Genomic DNA, 18948 nt, shown 5'->3' with positions numbered 1-18948 from the left:
TATCATGTCTGGCCTTGAAGTCTGCGATCCAGCTTCCCCTGGACGAACCAAGCATACATGGCAAACCCGGCAAGTAAAGCTACCGCAGTCAGCAGGAAAGGCAGCGAATAATGATTGCCCGCCAATATGTAGCCCGCCCAGTAGGAAGCGATCGTATTCCCGATGCTGCGGGAGACGGTCCGCATGCCTGCGAACAGGTTGCGATCTTCCTCCGCTACAGCCGACATGCATTCGCTGTCCATCAAGTTGTTCAGCATCGTGAAGCCCGTCCCGCGAATAAGCAGCAGAATAGCGAATACGGCGGTCGGCATGACGAGCGCCATCAGCGCTACGACAACGATGTTGTACAGAAACAGGAACACGAACGTCCTTCGGCTCCCCCATCGCTCTACGACGTAAGGCATGACGATTGAGCCGATAAAGAAGAAAAATCCGGACAACGCCAACACGCCAGAGATATTCCCATCCTCCATCTGGAATCGGAATTTCAAGATGACATTCAAGAACGGACTCAGCATCCCGAACGTAAAGCCAGAGTTGAAAATCAGCAGAGAAAGCAGCAACAGGAAATACAGCGCATGCCTTCTCTTCGGCCGCTCCGAGGGCTTCCCTGCTCCGATGTCATTCTTCCCATCTGCTGCGGTGACATTGACTTCTGTCTTGGTATGACTAGACGGCAGCAGCAGTCCCCGCAATATGCCTGAGAGGCCTAAGCATCCGCCAGCCACGAAGAAGGCATATTGGTACATCGTTGTATGTCCGGGCATCCATTCGGGCAGATAACCACCGAGCCACGTGCCGAGTCCGGTAAATAACGTAAATATCGCGAACAAGAGCGAATAGGCACTTGTTTCCTCTTTTTTCGTGCGGCAATATTGGAAAATCAATTGAATTTCAGAGTTCAAAATCGCTGTAATCCCAAGCGAATACACAAGCTGCGCGACGGTGACCGCGACAATACTGGTCCCGATACCAAAGAGCACGAGTGCAAGGAATGCCAAGAGCATACCGATGACGAGCATCGTTTTGCGCCCGATAAGCTTCACGATGAACCCAGCCGGCAAGCTGGCCAAGCCAATGGTCAATGCCCCAAGTGACGTTATCTTGCCGATGTCGCCTTTGGTGAAACCGAGGTCTAATAAATGTAAGTTAAGGATGAGGCTAGAGATCCCGACTCCGACGCCAAACAAGCTTTCCGTCGCAATGAACCGCTTCACGTTAGGCGATAAATCACGAACTAAATTTACGGTATACGTCCACATAGATGCACCTTTTTTCTTGTTGTTATGGCTCTATCTTACATGGCAAGGGCATCCAAGTTCAAATTTTATTTTACAGCTGGTCGATTCTTAGTTCGAGTGTGGCGAGGCCGAGTTGGAGATGTCGCTTATGCAGTTTAAATGGAAAAACTCCATCTATTTCCTTCGAAAATTGCTGATTTAGAACTTCATTTCATTTATCATTGCAATCCCCCCATAATGATTTCGCTTTCTTTGTGCTTATTGTAGGGGAGAATTCTCCGACATAGCTAGGTACAATTGCAGATCGCACGTACACTTACCGCTGCAGGCAGGGTACATCTCTCATTCGGGCATCCAATCTCCCCTTCAGTAAAACCACTGATACTAAACGTCCTCGATGATATTGGGAAGATCACGGTTTCATCTGATCTCATTGCGAAAGTGGGCGGCGTTATTACGAATGTACCGGACATCTTTGCTGGTGCCAGTTCATGGGCCTTGCCTGAGTTGAAGCAATCGTTCGGGCTCGGATTGACAACCAGTCACCGACTCCAGCTCCATCTCGAGTTGGGCGCAGGATGCCATGAACTTCGTTGTGAACTACGGCATCATAAATGGGGTCGCTGGCAACAAGCTCGATCCGCAAGGGAATACCACGCGGGAGCGGGCGATCCTTCTTTCGCTGCGCACGTATTTGGCAACAGCGGTGCTGCAGTAGAAGTAGGCTGCATGCTGCAGCGGCATGAGTTTAAAGAGGCTGTCTCTAAAGTCAATTAGACTTTTAGAGACAGCCTCGATTTTCGTTAATGAGCGATGAGTAAGGAACCTGCTTCCCGCAATTTAACTGGATTTTCTCCATGTATTTGAAGCGGATTTCTCGAATTCGAAAGATTAACTGTATTTCCTGTAGGTAAATTCCTTCGATGTGCTCATTTCTTCAAGTTTCATACAAATTAAATGTACCTTTTCCATCAATTCACGAAAATACGTCAGATTCAAGCAAATTAGCTGTAGTTTATGCATCTAAAGATGAATCGGCAGTCGTCTATTTAATTCGTTGCAGGATTACCATGAATGGATCCATGTCGACCATTGCCGGATTCATCATTGGCTCCATCTTTGAACGTCCAATATCCTGCAAGATTCGGATCATTTTGTGTTTCAGCATGGTTGTTCATGTCTGCTCGGATTTGAGCTTCTGATCTGGCCACTGTCCAGAATCTGACCTCACCGATTTGGCCGTTGAAATATCGAGCAGCTTGGTTTGAATTCAACTTATCTAAGAAATCTACGCCGATGGTCATTGGGGAGGAGTTTGTACTGTAACCAACATTCCCTATCTGGGAATCCAGTACGCCATTTATATACAACTTCATGGTGCGAGAAGTTCCATCGTATAAAGCTGCCAAATGGTACCATCTATTCAATTCAAGGTTGACTACTGAATCAAGATCCCCTCCATCGCTGAAGTTGATTTTATTATAATCAGCATGAATAGGTGGACCATCGCTTAATCGAAGCGTAAAGGAAGCCTGATTGTGTTCCTGATACTTAGAAACAATCCCTGTCTTCCATACAAAAGCCTTCGGTTTCACCCAAGCTTCAATCGTAAACGACGAAGAATTATAAATTTCGTCATGCGTGATTTGCACATAATCATCGACACCATCAAAATCTAAAGCCTGATAAGGCCTAGCCTCTGGTTGAACAGGTGGAATCTCTGTTACTGTCACAACAGACACAACATTCGATTCTCCCGCATGTATGCCACCTATTACATCCAATTTAAATTGATATGTCGTGTCCGGCATAAGTCCGTTTACGATATAAGTCGCTTCGTTAACATTTAGCGACGCTACTGTAATAAAATCTTCGTCACTCGCACGCTTCCTAAGCAAACTCACACTTGTCGCCCCGACTGGCTTGCTATACGTAAAGGTCGTATATGTGGCTGTTGTGGCTGATTGGACAACACTCAGATCATCAATAGGATTTACATTTGCGATGGGGTCCATCCTAGAAAGTAAATAGGCAATCTCATCTTGGGGAACAAACTCGTTATCGCCATTCATATCCCATTCTTGATGATCAGGTAACTCTAAAGCAATCGTTGAGATATCTTCGATCGTGAACGCTCCGCTTTGATGAACAACGAAAGGAGGCAATGTGAAATGATGCCGATCCATGCCTACTAGCACTTGTGCCGTAAGCATATGTACACCATTGCTAAGTGCTGGCAAGTCCATCTTTACAACCGAATATCCCTCAACGTCTTTCGCAATCAGCTTCTCTTCGCCCTCAAAAATCTCAATCTTGGCGCCTATTGGGGCTTGCATGACGACTTCCGTTGTCGTGTTCGTTATGACTGTTTGCTGAGGTGAGATTACAACAACAGGTGTAGAAGCGGTAGCCTGATCTTCATACCCCAACAAAGCGTAGCCGCTGGAAACTAGCAAAACTGCCCCCAGAATGAATCTAGCAAATTTGGTCCATGTCTGTTTCATTGTCAAGCTTTTCCTCCCGGTCGGATAGATTGCTTTAAATTATAACAAGAATTGTGTTTTCGATAATATCGACACTGACATTTTACCAAACGAAGTTGGATACGAATAGCGTTTTTTTAATAAAAGAAAAACAGACAGCTGCACGCCAGCTGTCTGTTTCTTCATCCGCTTCAAACAAACCAAAGCTTCATCGTTTTAATTTCAAAAGGATTCATGGTCACGGCGAGATGATCTCCACCAAATTCAACTTTCGTTTCCTTGGTACGCTCGACAAGATCACATTCCTGCACATCGGCAAGAGACTTGGTAAATGGAAGCTTCACCGCTACGTGCATATCGAGCAGGTTTTGGAACCTTACGACGTAGGCGTCGCCTTGCTCCGCTTTTTTGAAGGATAACACATGGATCCCCTCTACGCCCTCTTTCAGGAGACGATACCCTGCTGGTCCTTCCGGCTTCCAACTTAAGGTCACCTGAGGCGGCATGCATGCTTCGGCGGCTAGCTGCTGTACGCGTCCTGCCCTCCAATCCCCCGCATGAGGTACAATCCGGAAGGCATATTGGAAACTGCCGCAGATCCATTGCGGGAAATTCGTCCCCCATTGATTGTTAAATAAGTTGAAATGTAGGTTTGGCTGTTCAGGAACGTACACTTCTTTGGCATATTGGTAAATCCCCTTTTCACCAATGGAAAATAGCGGCGTATCGAAAGGAATGATCGTTAATCCCACTTGTTCATCCTGTACATCAACCCATTGACTAGCGCAGTGAAGCCGTGTATTCGCACCTTTCTCAATATCTTCGAGCGGATTGACGACGCTGCCCAATTTCTGAAACCGATAATTCGGCTGATCCGCATTTAGTGCGAACGTGAAATGCCCACTCTCGGCATACGCAGTAGCTGCTTTACGATCAACTACCACTTTTATATCTGCAAAAGGTTGGCTTGCTTCCAAGCGGATCGAGATGCCGATTCCTTCGCCATTTCCAAACTCCTCGTAACTTTCATTTGGCGTCGTGAAGTCGATTTCAATACTGCCCCAGCTTTCACCATTGGAGATCCTAACATCTGCAAGCTCCAGCCCATAACGCTTATGCTCGATTCGAGGATATCCCGGTTTACCGAAATCGTTTACATACCAATCCATGAGATCATAGCTGTATGCTTTTACAAAATTCAGGATCTCCTCCTTCCCGTAAACATCGTATTCGTATTGCGCGAACTTTCCGTTTAGGGCCCATTCCTTCTGATTCTGCTTGTCATAGAAGCTGGTTATACAGCCTGTTTGCATGCTGACCACAATGCGTATCGCATCGTTTTCTAGTATCGCGTTCTCAGCGTCTTTCACCGCGATTGCACCTGCAAGAACGACGTCCAAGCTTTCCGCATACTCAAAAGTTCGATACCCCATTGGTGCCAATTCACCAATATAGGCCTCGCCCGTTTCATTAACGAAATAGGCTTCCCTCGTTTCTCTATCTGTGAGCGTCCCCCGCTTATGATTATGCAGCGTGATCTTCGCATTCTGCCGCTCCCATGCAAGCGGGTTATACACACCAATGACATTCGAATCTATGGCTGTAAAAGGCTGAACTTCGTGGAGCGCTTTCTCAGCTTGATCTATGTAGTTTTTCTGTTCGGCCCAAGAAGCCTCCGTCTTAAGATAGGACTCCGGAAACATGGCACGGTCTTTCTGAATCGCAGCTTTCCCAAAAGCGCGCTGGCTGTTGCGGCCAGGCAATAAATTCGATTTAATATCGATTCCCCACGTATGCTCGCCGAATAGCAGCGTGTGTTCATAAGCCTCCGCTATGGCATTCTTATGATCATCACCACCACGGATGCTTTGCAGCTGCTCGAGCGTTGCTAAGCTTTCCCGTGTTGCAATATCTGAGCGCATCCTCCGTACACGGGACACTTCCTCGGGATACGTTCCAATCCCATGAATCCATGTATCGGCTAAATCCTTGCGAATCACTGGGATATCTGGATAATCTCTGGCCACAAAATCGCGTGTAAAATCGTCCATAGTCCCGATTTTCACCTCGGTATCCGGATACTTACTCGCAATCTCATCCAACAAGTCTTGCACCACAGAGCCATCCTGTGGACCATAGTTGTCTTGCGTTTGCAGCAGCGCTATCCAAATGGGATAGGGCCAGTCCTCAGGCGGCGTCAGGTCTGTGCCATATTCCCCTTTGGAATAATAAGTTAAGACCCTGCTGCCATCCGGACCTTCCCAATGAAACAGCCGAGGCAAATCAACCGGTGATGAACAAGCATTTACGCCTAGATGCAGAAATTCAATGCCTGCATTTTTCAATAAGGTAGGCAGCATCCACGTATGACCGKGGACATCCGTCATTTTGGCGGAAATAGCCGTGTGTCCATAGTGATCACGTAACTTTTCCGAGATGTATAATCCCCTGATATATTCTTCGGTGCCGCAAAACTCCGTATGTGTCGTAAAGGGAAGCCCATGCCAACGCAGTTGTCCGTTCGTAATCAGGGCCTCCATTCTTTCCTTTTTATCCATATCCGGCGTATCCAAACATTCCTTCAGCATCCATGCAGGCAGTGTCCATACATAATGGTGGTCCGGTCCATCCTTCCTTGTGTCCTCACATACTGCTAGAACGTCGTTCATCATCTCTTCTCTATATTGGGAGACGACGTTACTGGCCAAATCCGTAAAACCCAAGTCTACGTGAGTTTTAAAAACAACATATATTTTCTCTAGTTGCCTCACTGTTCGCTTCGTATTCATCATCTATCCCCCTTCTTTACTTGCACCAAAGCCGAAATATTTCGAGAAGTGATAGATTGAACGCCCATTTCAATAAAATGCTTCATCTCCGCTTCTGTATTGACCGTCCAGATGTACACATCAAGACCGTGATCTTTTGCAGCCTGAAGGACCTCGGGCCCTACAACACGATAGTTCACGTTGAGACCAAAGCAATTCGCGCTCAAAGCGTCCTCGCAACTAATTTGAACGGCTTCCATCTCATTTTTGGCTTGAAATAAGGAAGCATTTACGTTCAGCAATTTGCGTAAGCGATGATCCGTTCTGTTAACTTGTTTGGCACGATCGGTTTCACATCCGCTTAGAATAATCCTCTCCACTAATCTGTTCTTTTCAACGAATCGGGCAACAGGTTCAATGCAGGCATCCGATTTCACATCCAGATTCATTTTCTTATCGGAAGCCTGCAATAGGGGAATAACTGACTCCAAAGATAAGATGCGCATCGTTTCGCCAGGTGACCCGTTATGGGCTTTGATATCCAACTGACTAAGTTCAGCAAAACGCATTTGAGAAATCTTAAACAAGGTTCCATCTAGCGAATAAACAAGATCATCATGAGAAAGCACAAGGACCCCGTCGGAGGTGATTAAGATATCTTCTTCCACAATATCTGCCCCGCTAAGTAGCGCTGTTTCTATGGAAAGCAAACTATTATCAGGTGTGCCCATACACCCCGTATGTGCCGTTAGTAAGGGATATGTCTTCAACATCTTTCACCTCAACCTAGGATAGTTGGCATCCMCTTTCTAGGAATGCGCCTGACTGACTACTCGACCGATGTTATCCAATGATCTTACATCGGACTCTGTCCCAATTACAAAATCTAAGGCGCGTATCCGTTCCATTGCCAAAATGAGTTTGACAGGGTTCTGAACGTTCAGAACGAACTGGATATGCAAGATCGAAGCTTCTCCCAAGTCATCCGTAGCCGTCGCTGCTTCATGTCGAATCATTTTCACATTGACGATTTGAAGTCCCTCTTCTATGAGCGTATTGACGATTTGACCAAGGGCGATCGGGTTATTCCGGGTTTTAATCGACAACTCTTGATTTCGCCGGTTGCGCATGAGATATTTCTCCCATTTATTCAGGACCAGCAGACTGATCAATAGAAGAGCAGTGCAGCAAAAGGCTGCATATTGAAAGCCGGCACCAATGCACAAACCAATGGCGGCTACGACCCAAATCGAAGCTGCTGTCGTTAAGCCGCTGATGACCGAGCCATTCCGCAAAATAGCACCAGCGCCGATAAATCCAATACCGCTGATCACTTGAGCCGCGAGTCGCGCCGGATCTAGCCGAACATTCGGTTCATTCACAAATTGAGAAAATCCGTATATCGAGAGAAGCATGATCGTAGTAGATCCCAAACAGACCAGAATATGTGTCCGGAATCCTGCCGCATGGTTATGCAATTCCCGCTCGATCCCTACGGCTCCCCCCATGAGAACGGCCATCACCAGTCGCAAAAGCAGTTCTCCGTGACTAATGGTCCAAATACTTGCTGTTGCCGTCATGCCGGGCCACTTCCTTCTTGTATGTGACTGAATTCGCAAGACAAACAGCTTCTTTCACCATGAAAGAAGCTTTATCTGCAACGAACTCACTACTTCTTGATTTCCTCAAGGGGCGCGTGATGCCCATAAAACGTCTTTTCCCTTAGAATCGGGGCTGTCCATTTCACAGCATTGGCAATGACGCGTTGCACATCTTTGTTGTGGTAGGTAGGATACGTCTCATGGCCTGGACGGAAATAAAAGATTTTCCCTTGGCCGCGACGATACGTGCATCCGCTGCGGAACACTTCTCCCCCCTGAAACCAACTGACAAGGATTAATTCCTCCGGTGTAGGAATATCGAAATGCTCTCCGTACATTTCCTCTTCTTCCAAATCGATATACGGTCCAATCCCCTCTACGATTAGATGGGAGGGATCCATGACCCATAATCGCTCTTTCTCGTCCGCTTCTCTCCATAGAAGATCGCAGGAAGTGCCCATCAGTTTGCGGAACAATTTGGAATGATGACCAGAGTGAAGTACGACCAGCCCCATACCCTCATGTACACGTTTGCATATACGATCAACGACGTTATCTTGAAAGCCCTTATGCTCAACGTGTCCCCAATAAATAAGGACATCCGTCTGATCCATCTTTTCTTGGGTTAACCCATGCTCAGGCTCATTGAAGGTTGCACAGCTTATTTCAAATCCATCCTGACGAATGCCATCAGCAATAGCTCCATGCATGCCTTTGGGATAGATCCGAGCTACCTCTTCTTTCCTTTGCTCCTGAAGGAATTCATTCCATATCGTGACTCGGATCATACGAGCTCCTCCCTTTTCACATATGAATGGTGTGATAAGCTTCTCGTTACGCCGTCTTGCGCTGAATCTATGATAGCTTGCAGCACTTGTTGGTTACGGTATCCATCGATAAGAGTCGGGAGCGAAGAAGAGTTCTTTTGCTCCAAATAATCTACAAAGTCCTGCAGCATCGGCTTCACCGATTTCTCATCCAGGTGAATGACAGATTCGGTCAGTTGTAGATTTTCGCCCGATCTGAGCGTCAAATGAACTTCATTCGGCTTCTCGACAGACATTCGGACCGTCCCCAAGTCCCCAAACAGGGTAACGTTGAATTGATTACCCGTACCAATCGCATTCTTATGCGTATAAAATGACCCCATCACGCCGCCTTCTAGTACACACTGGAAGCCAGTAAAATCATCCACATCGACTTCGGCGTAGTCCCCCGTTCGCTTATCCAACCGGCGATCCGTGAATGTGGTCATCATACCTGACACCTGCGTAAATTCGCCTACAAAAAAGCGCGCCGCATCCACCATATGCGAGCCGATATCCGCTAAAATGCCGGATCCCGCCATGGCTTTATTAAATCGCCATGTGTACGCTTTGTTAAACATTGGCGCGTTCTCTTCTTGTAAATAATGCGCAGCGATATGTCGGATCCGGCCTAAAGCACCGTCCGTAACGAGCTGCTTCACGTATTGGAAGCAAGGTCTATACCGATATGAAAATCCAATCATGCAGGGGATCGGATTTTGCTCATACAAGGCTATTAATTCATCCGCTTCCTCCATGGTTCGGGTAAAAGGCTTCTCCGAAAATATCGGTTTACCGCATGCAATCGCCACTTTCAAGATGTCACAATGAAATTTATTGGATACCCCTGAAATGATGAAATCGATGTCAGGATCGGCTATGAGGGCTCGATAATCCGTGTATCGCTTCTCAGCTGGCAAATTCAGCCGCTCACCGACCTGTTCCACCGCTTTCGCATTCACATCACAGATGGCGGCAACGTTGGTATTGGCAATTTTCGCAAGATTGTTCATATGGTAATCACCGATACCGCCAAGGCCAATAATGCCTACACGCCATTGTTTAGTACTCATCATGTTCGCTCCCTTATTTGCGATCTTCCTCGTGACCAATCGTCGAGACTGAATTTCGCTCTATAATTTTGCCTTCAACAATGATATTTTCATCATAATCCCCTTGCAGCACACCTAATTGATGCATTAACAATCGGACAGATTGGGCACCTAATTCGGATGGCTGCAAATCCATACTCGTCAAAGACGGGTTCGATTGCACCATCATCGAGTTATCTCCGCATATCACAAAGATAGAGACATCTCCAGGAACACTAAGATTAAGATCCTTAATGGCATTAAGAACACTGAATGCGGTACGGTCATCATCGGCAATAATCGCGGTTACTTTTTTCTTCTGCTTACCGAGAATATCAATCGTCTCTTCATAGCCATAATCCATGTATTCACTCGAGTTCAGCTCAGGAGGCTTATGATGAATCATGTGCTCCTCTACATCTAGCCCATGAACCTTCATGGCTTCAATGAAGCTAGCTTTGCGATCAATCGATACGGTCATATGCTCATTCGCATTCAAAAACATAATATCTTTATGGCCTTTGCCAACTAAATACTCGCAAATATTGGACATCATCTGTACATTATCGTTATCTACGCTCGTAGAATGCTCTATGTTTTCATTCATCACATGACCTACCGTCACAAAAGGGATCTGTCCCATATGCATGAGGTTGATCCGTTCATCATTGGCTGTAGGCCTCATCACAACAGCACCATCGATCGGATAACTCGTCAAAAATGGCGTTTTCACCTCATGAACAGGAATGATATCCAACAGGACCCTATACCCATAATAAGCTGCTTCCAGAATGACCCCGTTGATAAATTGCGTATGAAATGCGCTAAAGAAGAAGCTGCCGTGCGGTATGGTTAAGCCAATGGCCATCGTTTTCTTGGTAACCAAGCTTCGCGCAGTATGATTAGGGACATAATTTAATTGTCTAGAAACACTCATCACACGCTCTCTGACTTCGTTGCTTGTCGGTCTTTTTTGGCTAAAGACATTAGAAACTGTCCCTTTTGAGACTTTCGCTAACCTTGCAACATCATCAATTTTTGCCATGTTCGGGTAAACATCCCTTCGTTACAATGTCCGTTTATTCCAATTGTGCATTAAGCTTCTCGACCAAGTCAATTAAATCTACCGGATTGCTAATGGTATAGGCAGGTCTTTGACTTTCGTCTTCATGCACCTTCGGATATCTTGACGTCCAGCTCAAGAAGATGCTCGTGATCCCCATTTGATTGGCGCCTTTCACATCACGGCTTAGGTTATTACCAACCATGACGATTCTTGAGCAGTCCTGCTCCGTGAGTTCCAGCGCACCCATCGCGGCTTTAAACATACGAGGACTTGGTTTCGAGTCCTTAATCGTTTCGGAATAAATCATCGTGGTAAAATAATCATACAAGCCATGATCCGTTAGCATGTTTTTGAACGATTGCGCCCTGCCGTCAGCTACAAGAGCCAGTATATAGCCACGTTCAGCAAGTGTCCTCACCATCACATCAGCCCCAGGAATCAGATCTGCTTTAATCACAATATCGTGGTCATCTCTAATTTCGGTTCCTTCATCAATAATGGTATCTCCGCAGTCTAGGAAAACAATTAGCTTCTTCGCATGGGGATCAATCGGCATATGGTCCTTCGTTGTTGGTTTATACATGAGCAACGACACCTCTTAAGTTTAATTGGTCAGCATAATGACAAGCCGTGTAATGATTGTTGCCTACATCCTGCAGCTTCGGTTCTTCTTTCACGCATTTGTCCGTCTTGTACATACATCTAGGATGGAAATGGCACCCACTTGGAGGATTGGCCGGATTCGGCACTTCACCTTCGAGAATAATTCGGTCCTTCTTATAATCTGGGTCAGGCTCAGGTACGGCCGACAGAAGTGCCTCTGTGTAGGGATGCTTAGGTGTTTGAAAGAGCTCATCGACAGGTGCTAACTCGACAATCCGGCCCAAGTGCATCACCGCTACACGGTCAGAAATATTTTGAACGATAGATAAATCATGCGAGATGAAAATATACGTAATCTGAAGCTGCTTCTGCAGATCCTTCAACAGATTAATAATTTGTGCTTTGATCGAAACATCCAAGGCCGATACCGCTTCATCGCAAACGATGAGTCGAGGCTGGGAAATAAGTGCCCTCGCAATCGCGATACGCTGTCTCTGTCCTCCGGAGAAGGCATGCGGATAACGCTTCAGGTAGCTGACATTCAGCCCCGTCTTTTCAGCAATTAAGGTAACTTTCTCATCCAGCTCCGCTTTCGTTAGCTTAAAGTTGGCAAGCAGCGGCTCCGAAATAATGTCATACACACTCATTCTCGGGCTTAGTGAGGAATACGGATCTTGAAAGATCATCTGAATATCTTTTCTGAATTTCTTGAATTCTTTCCCGCGAAGGCCTAGAAAATCGACTTGCTCATCACCTTCCGTATGATAAATGACTTCCCCAGAGGAAGCATTCATTCCCCTTACGATACAACGGCCTAGCGTTGTTTTCCCACAGCCTGATTCACCGACGATACTTAGCGTTTCTCCCTCCATAAGTTCGAAAGAAACGTCGTTCAACACAYGGACGGATGAAGGTCTAGCAAACAATTTGTTTTTATCTTTGACCTCAAAGTTTTTGATTAGATGGTTTACTTTCAAAATAGGTTTAGACATAGGTACGCTCCTCACCTTCCTTCGTGTAAAGGAAACATCTAACCATATGGTTATCAGAAATTCGTGTTTTGGGAACCGCTTGTTTGTTGCATACCCCTTCAATCCGATCCTTGCACCGGTCATAGAAACCACACATCGGAGGCATATTGATCGGCATCGGAACGGTAYCTTCAATCGATTCTAACCGTTTATTTCGATTGCCAGCTAATTTAGGCATTGAATTGAGCAAGCCTTTGGTATAGGGGTGTTTGGGATTTTTGAAAATTTCACCGACAGTCGATTGCTCGACAATCTTCCCTAAATACATGACAGCTACTTCATCGCACATCTCTGCAATAATGCCTAGATCATGCGTTACAAGCAGAATTGCCATGCCAAACTCTTTTTGAAGCCCCTTCATCAGCTCCATCACTTGGGCTTGAATGGTGACATCGAGCGCAGTCGTCGGCTCATCGGCAATTAACAATTCCGGATTACAGGATAAGGCCATGGAGATCATGGCTCGCTGACGCATACCACCCGAAAATTCATGCGGATACTGGTCAAATCTTTTCGCTTCATCTGAAATGCCCACTTTACTTAACATCTCAAGCGCGATTTTTTTCGCTTCTTTTTTATCCTTGGTGCGGTGGATGAGAATAGATTCCATGATCTGATTGCCAATCGTATACATTGGTGAAAATGCCGTCATCGGCTCTTGAAAGATCATCGCAATTTTCCTGCCGCGAATGGATCGAATTTGCTTGCCCTTTGTATCAAGCGATAACAAATTTAATTCATTTAACGCCTTCTCCGACGTAGAGTGATACACAATTTTACCGGAAGTTTCGCACTCTTTTGGATTAATGGAGATAATCGCTCTGCTGGTTAAACTTTTCCCACAGCCAGACTCGCCAACAAGTCCAAGCGTTTTCCCTTTTTTTATATCAAAATCAACGCCATCTACGGCCCTCATTTCCCCATTATCCATCTGGATATGTATCTTGAGGTCTTGAACAGACAGTAGGGGTAGTTCGGATTGTGAATCAATAACAGCTTTTGATGTCATGACATTCCCCGCCTTACCTTAGTTTATTTCTTGTATGGATCAGCTGCATCACGCAAACCGTCGCCTAGAAAGTTAAACGTTAATACGGTAACAATGACAAATCCGAGAGGGATTAGCTTCCATGGATACAAAGCAATATTCTCAATTTGCTGTGCTTCCTGAAGCAATACACCCCAGCTGGTCGCAGGAGATCGTATGCCAAGTCCTAGAAAACTCATGGCTGTCTCCCCCAGAATCATACCCGGGATGGCAAGTGTCGTCGCCACAACCAAATAGGAGATAAATCCAGGCAAAAGGTGCTTTATAATAATTTTAGCGTCGCCAACACCTGCGATTTTAGCTGCTAATACATATTCTTCATTCTTTAACGAAATGAACTTCCCTCTCGCAACCCTCGCTAAATCCGTCCAACCAATAAATGCAAAGATGATGACGATATACAGATACATGGTCACTACGGGAACGCGGGCTGGTATGGCAGCGGATAAGGCCATCCATAAAGGAAGCGTTGGAAAGGAACGAATGATTTCAATGAACCGCTGAATAACGGAGTCAATCCATCCACCGAAATACCCGGAGATGCCTCCGATAAACAAGCCTAAGACGAAGCTTATAAACACGCCAATGAGCGGGATACTTAATGAAATTTGACTGCCCAGAACAACACGCGACAATAAATCTCTCCCCATACCATCTGTGCCAAAAAGAAAGATACGACCAGGCTCATCTACACCGAATAGATGGGTTTCCGTCCGGATCAAGCCTAGAAATTTGTAGCTTTCCCCTTTCACAAAGAAACGCAGCGGATGACGAACCTTCTCGTCCTGCACAAACATTTTCCGCAGTGTAACAGGATCTCTGCCTGATTTGAGCTCATTAACAAATGGTCTCATATGAAAATGGCCTTCCGCATCCTTGAAGCTCAACTTCGTAGGGGGCGCATTGACATATTTACTGTCATAGCTTTGTAATCCATAAGGTGCAATGAACTGAGCAAAGATAGCAGCTAGGTAGAATAAGCCTAAAATAATTAAACTGACACGAGCTAATTTATGTTTTTTCAACCTGCGATAGATAAGACGCCACTGTGAGCTGTAGTAGACATCGTTGTTTTTGGGACGCTTGAATCTGGTCGATATTTGATTTCCTATTGATGTTATTGGTTTCATAGGTCACACACCTCGGAATGCCGTGCGAATTTTGGGATCAAGCCATGCCAACAAAATATCCGAAATTAATGTTCCCACAACCGTTAACACGGCCATAAATAATAACCACGTGCCTGCCAGATACATATCCTGAGCTAGTAATGCGTTGTACATGACTGGACCTTGAATAGGCAAATTCAGAACAATCGCCGTAATCGTTGAACCTGTAAAAATGGACGTTAATGACCATCCAAGCGTACTTACGATCGGGTTGAGCGCAGCGCGCGTCGGGTATTTCAGTAATATTTTCGTTTCTGATAAGCCTTTGGATCGAGCAGTCACCACATTCGGTTTATTCAATTCGTCCAGCATTTGCCCTCTCATGACTCGAATGAGTTCTGCTGTATTCGCTAAACCAATAACAATAACAGGGATAATCATATGTTTCAGCAAGTCAAGAATTTTGCCCATCGACCATGCCGCACTCGCGTATTCATTTGAAAATAAGCCTAACAAAGGATCACCAAAATACACATAGGACAAATACATGAGAATGATGGCCATTAAAAAGTGAGGCGTAGCCATACCAAGAAAACCGAATGCCGAGAAAATATAATCACCAATGGAATATTGCTTAACTGCACAATAGATCCCAATTGGTATCGCTACCGCGTACGTAAATACCATCGTCGCTAGAGAAACGATCAGAGTTAACGCCATGTATTGCGATATCACATCCATAACAGGCCTGTTAAAGCTAAACGAATATCCGAAGTTGAAATCGGTGAAAATGTTTTTCATCCATTCCAAATACTGTATAAACCAATGTTGATCTAATTTTAAGGCTGATCTCATTTCAGCAATATCCTGTTGCGTCATGATCTCACCAGCCGCGGACATCTTCGCCGCATATGATGAAACATAGTCACCAGGCGGCAACTGAATGATATAGAAGACAATAACCGATATTACAAAAACAACGGGTATGACCAAAATTATTCTTTTTAAAATATATTGGAGCATCTCGATCCTGTCCTCTCCGGTTAATTCGATGATCCTCTTGAAACGAATACTGGGGAAATTGACTTTCCCCAGTATGTCGTAAACAACGACCTATTGTTTGATAAAGAATTGAGACGGATGTCCATGACCTAAGCTGCGGAATTCATCAGCAAAGATTAAATTCTTAGGCACGTTGCCCATCTTGTTTGAAACAACAATCAGATTTGGTGTTGGGCCCGTGTAACCAATTAGCCATTGATTTTTTTGATTGAGTTTAATGATTTCATTGCTCCACTTCGTAATATCTTCTTTGGTTGACGATGCTTTAACTTTATTCCAGTAATCCAAAATTAACGCGATGTCACCTTCCGGTTTAACTCCCTCTTTACCATTGGAAGACGTATACAAGCCATAATTGCCAAGCCATGGTGTTAATACGCGCAGTGGTACAAGTGTATCCGGTCTAAACGCCACATTGACAAGCGAAATATTTTCTGTCGTTGCTGCAATCTTATTGGCATATTTGAGATCATTATGCGTACCGGCATCTACCACTTTGATATCTACCTTGAGACCCACTTGTTCATAATATTTCTTGACTAATTCCAAGAAGGTTGCCGTATTCGTCGTGTTTTCTGTAACCGTAATGGTTAGATCAGAACCGTCAGCGTTTAAACGGAAATTGTTTTTATCACGTTTTGTCAGACCAAGTTCATCCAGAAGCTGATTCGCACGCGCTTGATCAAATTTACTCCATTGATCGGCCCAGCCTTTTTGGTAGCCAACCAAGCCTTCTGGAACGGAAGCTTGTTGAGGTACCCCTAAGCCGTTCGTAACAATTTCTGAAATCTCTTTGCGGTCAACCGCAACAGAAACAGCTTCTCTAAATTTAATGTCTTGAAAAAGCTTGCGCAGATTAGGATCAGCAATGGTTTGATTAAACTGAAGCCCCGTACTTGACCATGCTGCTGTCGTCCAAGCCAATACATTGAAGCCTGCTTTTTTCTCATTTTCTTTTAATACGGTGAAATCTTTAAAGTCAAACCCAAGCAGATTATAATCGCCAGCTAATGCGCCAAGAACTCTTTGTGCTGGATCCTGTACTTTGGTAGCCACGATACGGTCCATATAAGGCAGTTGATTTCCTTCACTATCTACTTTCCAATAGTAGGGATTACGCTCCATAATAAATTGATCACTATTCGGATCGTTTTTAGCTACCCAAGCTCTTAAGGTTGGGATTTGCGGGTTAACCCAATAGTAATAACCCGTTGCTACCAAGAAAGATTTCACATCGGCATAACCCCATTGCTTCGCAATTTCAAGCGCCTTCGCGTCACCTACAAATTCAGGCAATATCGTTTTTTGGAAATGTGCCGGCGCAAAGAACCATTTGTTATCGATGGCCACACGCTCCAAAAATTGTACGCTAGGATACTTATGGGTAACTTTAAAAGTGTAATCATCCACTTTGGTCACTGTGGCTAAAGCCTTTTCTCCCGACACAGGGTCGACAGAGTAATAGGCATCATAAATTTTCTTACCGAAAGTCTCTTTCGTGAGCATATGCTCCCAATAGAAAAGGACATCGTCAGCTGTAAAAGGCATACCATCTGACCATTTCATGCCTTGTCTCAAATGGATCGTGAATTCTGTTGAGTCTTTGTTGACTTCATAGCTTTTGGCAACGTTAGGCTCAACCGCACTTCCGTCCTTATTGAAACGAAATAACGCTTCCTCCGTAGGTTGACCAACAGCCCAGCGATCATTCGGTCCACCCCAAGGCATTTTCCAGTCGCCGCCGTATTTCCCGATTTCATCCGTTACCTTCTCGACCATAATATCTTCCTTAACAGGCATCCGATCCGTTACTTGCTTAAGCGACCCTGCAGTAACAAGCTTCGCTAACATCGGGGCTTCTTTGAATCCGCTTATCTTTGTAGCCGCTGATGCAACTGGACCTGTTGTTTCTTTCACTGCTGAGCTTGCTTTTGGTTCACTTTCACTCTCACATGCTGCAAAAACAACTGCAAATATCAACATCATCCCAATAAACAAACCACTTCTTTTCAAGCCAATCCCCTCCATAATGTTAAACTTGTTCTTCCTTATGCCTCATCGCTTAATTAGAAATCGGTACCTTTCACCCCCAAGGTAGAATATCCTTAAACCGGTTTAATAAGATATTAAAAAAAATGAGATGTATGTAGTTAAACCGTTTTAATAAGAAATGTAAGCGCTTAACACATGGAACGCGAGTGCTCTTCCTAAGATGTAAAATTCCCTGTTTTGGTTTGTTAAACCGGTTTAATACTATTAATTGTAAGCGTTTGCTTTTTTGCTTATTTGTATCTTACATCGGATTTGAATCGTTTGCAACGTTTTTTTTGGAAGAATGTGGGGGGCTTACTGAGGGAACCGCGAAAGGGTAATCAGGTGCATTGCGATGTGTTATAATTGGGCTAACATTGTCAGTTTGGTTAGAAAGGAATTATCCCCATGCGCAAAGGTGAACAAACGAAACTCCGCATCATTGAGAAATCGGCTGTTCTTTTTAATGATAAAGGGTACACGGGCACGACGATGCAAGATATTATGGACGCGACTGGCTTAACCAAAGGAGCGATCTATCGCACTTTCACCAGCAAAGACGATATTGCGATTGAAGCTTTTCAATACGCTGGACAAGTCTTATGGCAGCAGTTCGCTGCGGCCATCGAACTTCAGGACACGGCTATTGGCAAAATTCTAGCGATGTGCGATGTGTACCGCGACACCGTCCATAACCCACCCATCCAAGGTGGATGTCCGTTCTTAAATACAGCGGTCGAAAGCGACCACTCCTTCCCTGTTCTCCGAGATCATGCTGCCCAGGCTTACACCCAAATGTCTGGATTCCTTCAATCTTTGCTTGCTCAAGGAGTGAGCAACGGGGAATTTCAACCTGAGATGGAATTAGAATCGGTAGCTTCATTTATTTTTTCAAGCATTGAAGGCGGCATAATGGCTAGCAGACTTACTCGGGACAACCGACATGTGGCTTATTCTCGTCAACATATTGAACGGCTGCTCATGACCTACAAGGCTCATTAGCAGCCG

16 protein-coding genes are annotated in these 18948 nt (G+C 45.1%); 2 read left to right on the top strand and 14 right to left on the bottom strand.

The genetic code is table 11. The features are described 5' to 3' along the window. Positions 1-2 precede the first annotated feature (2 nt). The gene (locus AB4114_RS07080; RefSeq protein WP_441987796.1) at positions 3-1262 is read right to left on the bottom strand and encodes an MFS transporter; all 1260 of its coding nucleotides are present in this window, start codon (positions 1260-1262) and stop codon (positions 3-5) included. Between the two features lie 276 nt (positions 1263-1538). Between AB4114_RS07080 and AB4114_RS07075 the strand changes: the two genes are divergently transcribed. Further along, entirely contained in the window at positions 1539-2018 is a 480-nt protein-coding gene (locus AB4114_RS07075; RefSeq protein WP_441987795.1) for a hypothetical protein, read from the top strand. 272 nt (positions 2019-2290) lie between these two features. Here the strand turns inward: AB4114_RS07075 and AB4114_RS07070 are convergent, their stop codons facing one another. The 13 genes from AB4114_RS07070 to AB4114_RS07010 form a co-directional block, all read right to left on the bottom strand. Then, positions 2291-3745: a LamG domain-containing protein gene (locus AB4114_RS07070; RefSeq protein WP_441987794.1), complete on the bottom strand. Its 1455-nt coding sequence runs from the start codon at positions 3743-3745 to the stop codon at positions 2291-2293. Between the two features lie 170 nt (positions 3746-3915). Beyond that, complete coding sequence (locus tag AB4114_RS07065; protein ID WP_441987793.1) at positions 3916-6516, bottom strand: glycosyl hydrolase-related protein; 2601 nt, start codon at positions 6514-6516, stop codon at positions 3916-3918. Continuing rightward, positions 6513-7265: a glycerophosphodiester phosphodiesterase gene (locus AB4114_RS07060; RefSeq protein WP_441987792.1), complete on the bottom strand. Its 753-nt coding sequence runs from the start codon at positions 7263-7265 to the stop codon at positions 6513-6515. Before AB4114_RS07060 ends, AB4114_RS07065 begins: the two co-directional genes overlap by 4 nt. Before the next feature lie 36 nt (positions 7266-7301). Further along, on the bottom strand, positions 7302-8072 hold the full coding sequence (locus tag AB4114_RS07055) for an MgtC/SapB family protein (RefSeq protein WP_441987791.1): 771 nt from the start codon (positions 8070-8072) through the stop codon (positions 7302-7304). A gap of 89 nt (positions 8073-8161) precedes the next feature. Then, positions 8162-8881 (bottom strand): ThuA domain-containing protein, encoded by a 720-nt coding sequence (locus tag AB4114_RS07050; RefSeq protein ID WP_441987790.1) that lies wholly within the window; start codon positions 8879-8881, stop codon positions 8162-8164. Then, positions 8878-9975 (bottom strand): Gfo/Idh/MocA family protein, encoded by a 1098-nt coding sequence (locus AB4114_RS07045; RefSeq protein ID WP_441987789.1) that lies wholly within the window; start codon positions 9973-9975, stop codon positions 8878-8880. The genes AB4114_RS07050 and AB4114_RS07045 overlap by 4 nt, the downstream gene beginning before the upstream one ends. Before the next feature lie 10 nt (positions 9976-9985). After that, positions 9986-11035 carry a LacI family DNA-binding transcriptional regulator gene (locus tag AB4114_RS07040; protein ID WP_441987788.1) on the bottom strand — a complete coding sequence of 350 codons (1050 nt, stop codon included), beginning with the start codon at positions 11033-11035 and terminating at the stop codon, positions 9986-9988. A gap of 34 nt (positions 11036-11069) precedes the next feature. After that, positions 11070-11639: an HAD family hydrolase gene (locus AB4114_RS07035; protein ID WP_441987787.1), complete on the bottom strand. Its 570-nt coding sequence runs from the start codon at positions 11637-11639 to the stop codon at positions 11070-11072. Further along, positions 11632-12651 (bottom strand): ABC transporter ATP-binding protein, encoded by a 1020-nt coding sequence (locus AB4114_RS07030; RefSeq protein ID WP_441987786.1) that lies wholly within the window; start codon positions 12649-12651, stop codon positions 11632-11634. Before AB4114_RS07030 ends, AB4114_RS07035 begins: the two co-directional genes overlap by 8 nt. Then, positions 12644-13699 (bottom strand): ABC transporter ATP-binding protein, encoded by a 1056-nt coding sequence (locus tag AB4114_RS07025; RefSeq protein WP_441987785.1) that lies wholly within the window; start codon positions 13697-13699, stop codon positions 12644-12646. The genes AB4114_RS07030 and AB4114_RS07025 overlap by 8 nt, the downstream gene beginning before the upstream one ends. A 23-nt stretch (positions 13700-13722) precedes the next feature. Further along, entirely contained in the window at positions 13723-14868 is a 1146-nt protein-coding gene (locus AB4114_RS07020) for an ABC transporter permease (RefSeq protein WP_441987784.1), read from the bottom strand. A gap of 3 nt (positions 14869-14871) precedes the next feature. Beyond that, the gene (locus tag AB4114_RS07015) at positions 14872-15870 is read right to left on the bottom strand and encodes an ABC transporter permease (RefSeq protein WP_441987783.1); all 999 of its coding nucleotides are present in this window, start codon (positions 15868-15870) and stop codon (positions 14872-14874) included. Between the two features lie 90 nt (positions 15871-15960). Further along, on the bottom strand, positions 15961-17922 hold the full coding sequence (locus tag AB4114_RS07010; protein ID WP_441987782.1) for an ABC transporter substrate-binding protein: 1962 nt from the start codon (positions 17920-17922) through the stop codon (positions 15961-15963). A gap of 426 nt (positions 17923-18348) precedes the next feature. Between AB4114_RS07010 and AB4114_RS07005 the strand changes: the two genes are divergently transcribed. Continuing rightward, positions 18349-18942: a TetR/AcrR family transcriptional regulator gene (locus AB4114_RS07005; RefSeq protein WP_441987781.1), complete on the top strand. Its 594-nt coding sequence runs from the start codon at positions 18349-18351 to the stop codon at positions 18940-18942. Positions 18943-18948 lie beyond the last annotated feature (6 nt).

Origin of the sequence: Paenibacillus sp. 2RAB27 (assembly GCF_052115445.1) — a bacterium.
GTDB lineage: Bacteria > Bacillota > Bacilli > Paenibacillales > NBRC-103111 > Paenibacillus_E.
Note: the sequence above shows the minus strand (reverse complement) of the source record. Positions and strands in the feature narration are given on the sequence as shown.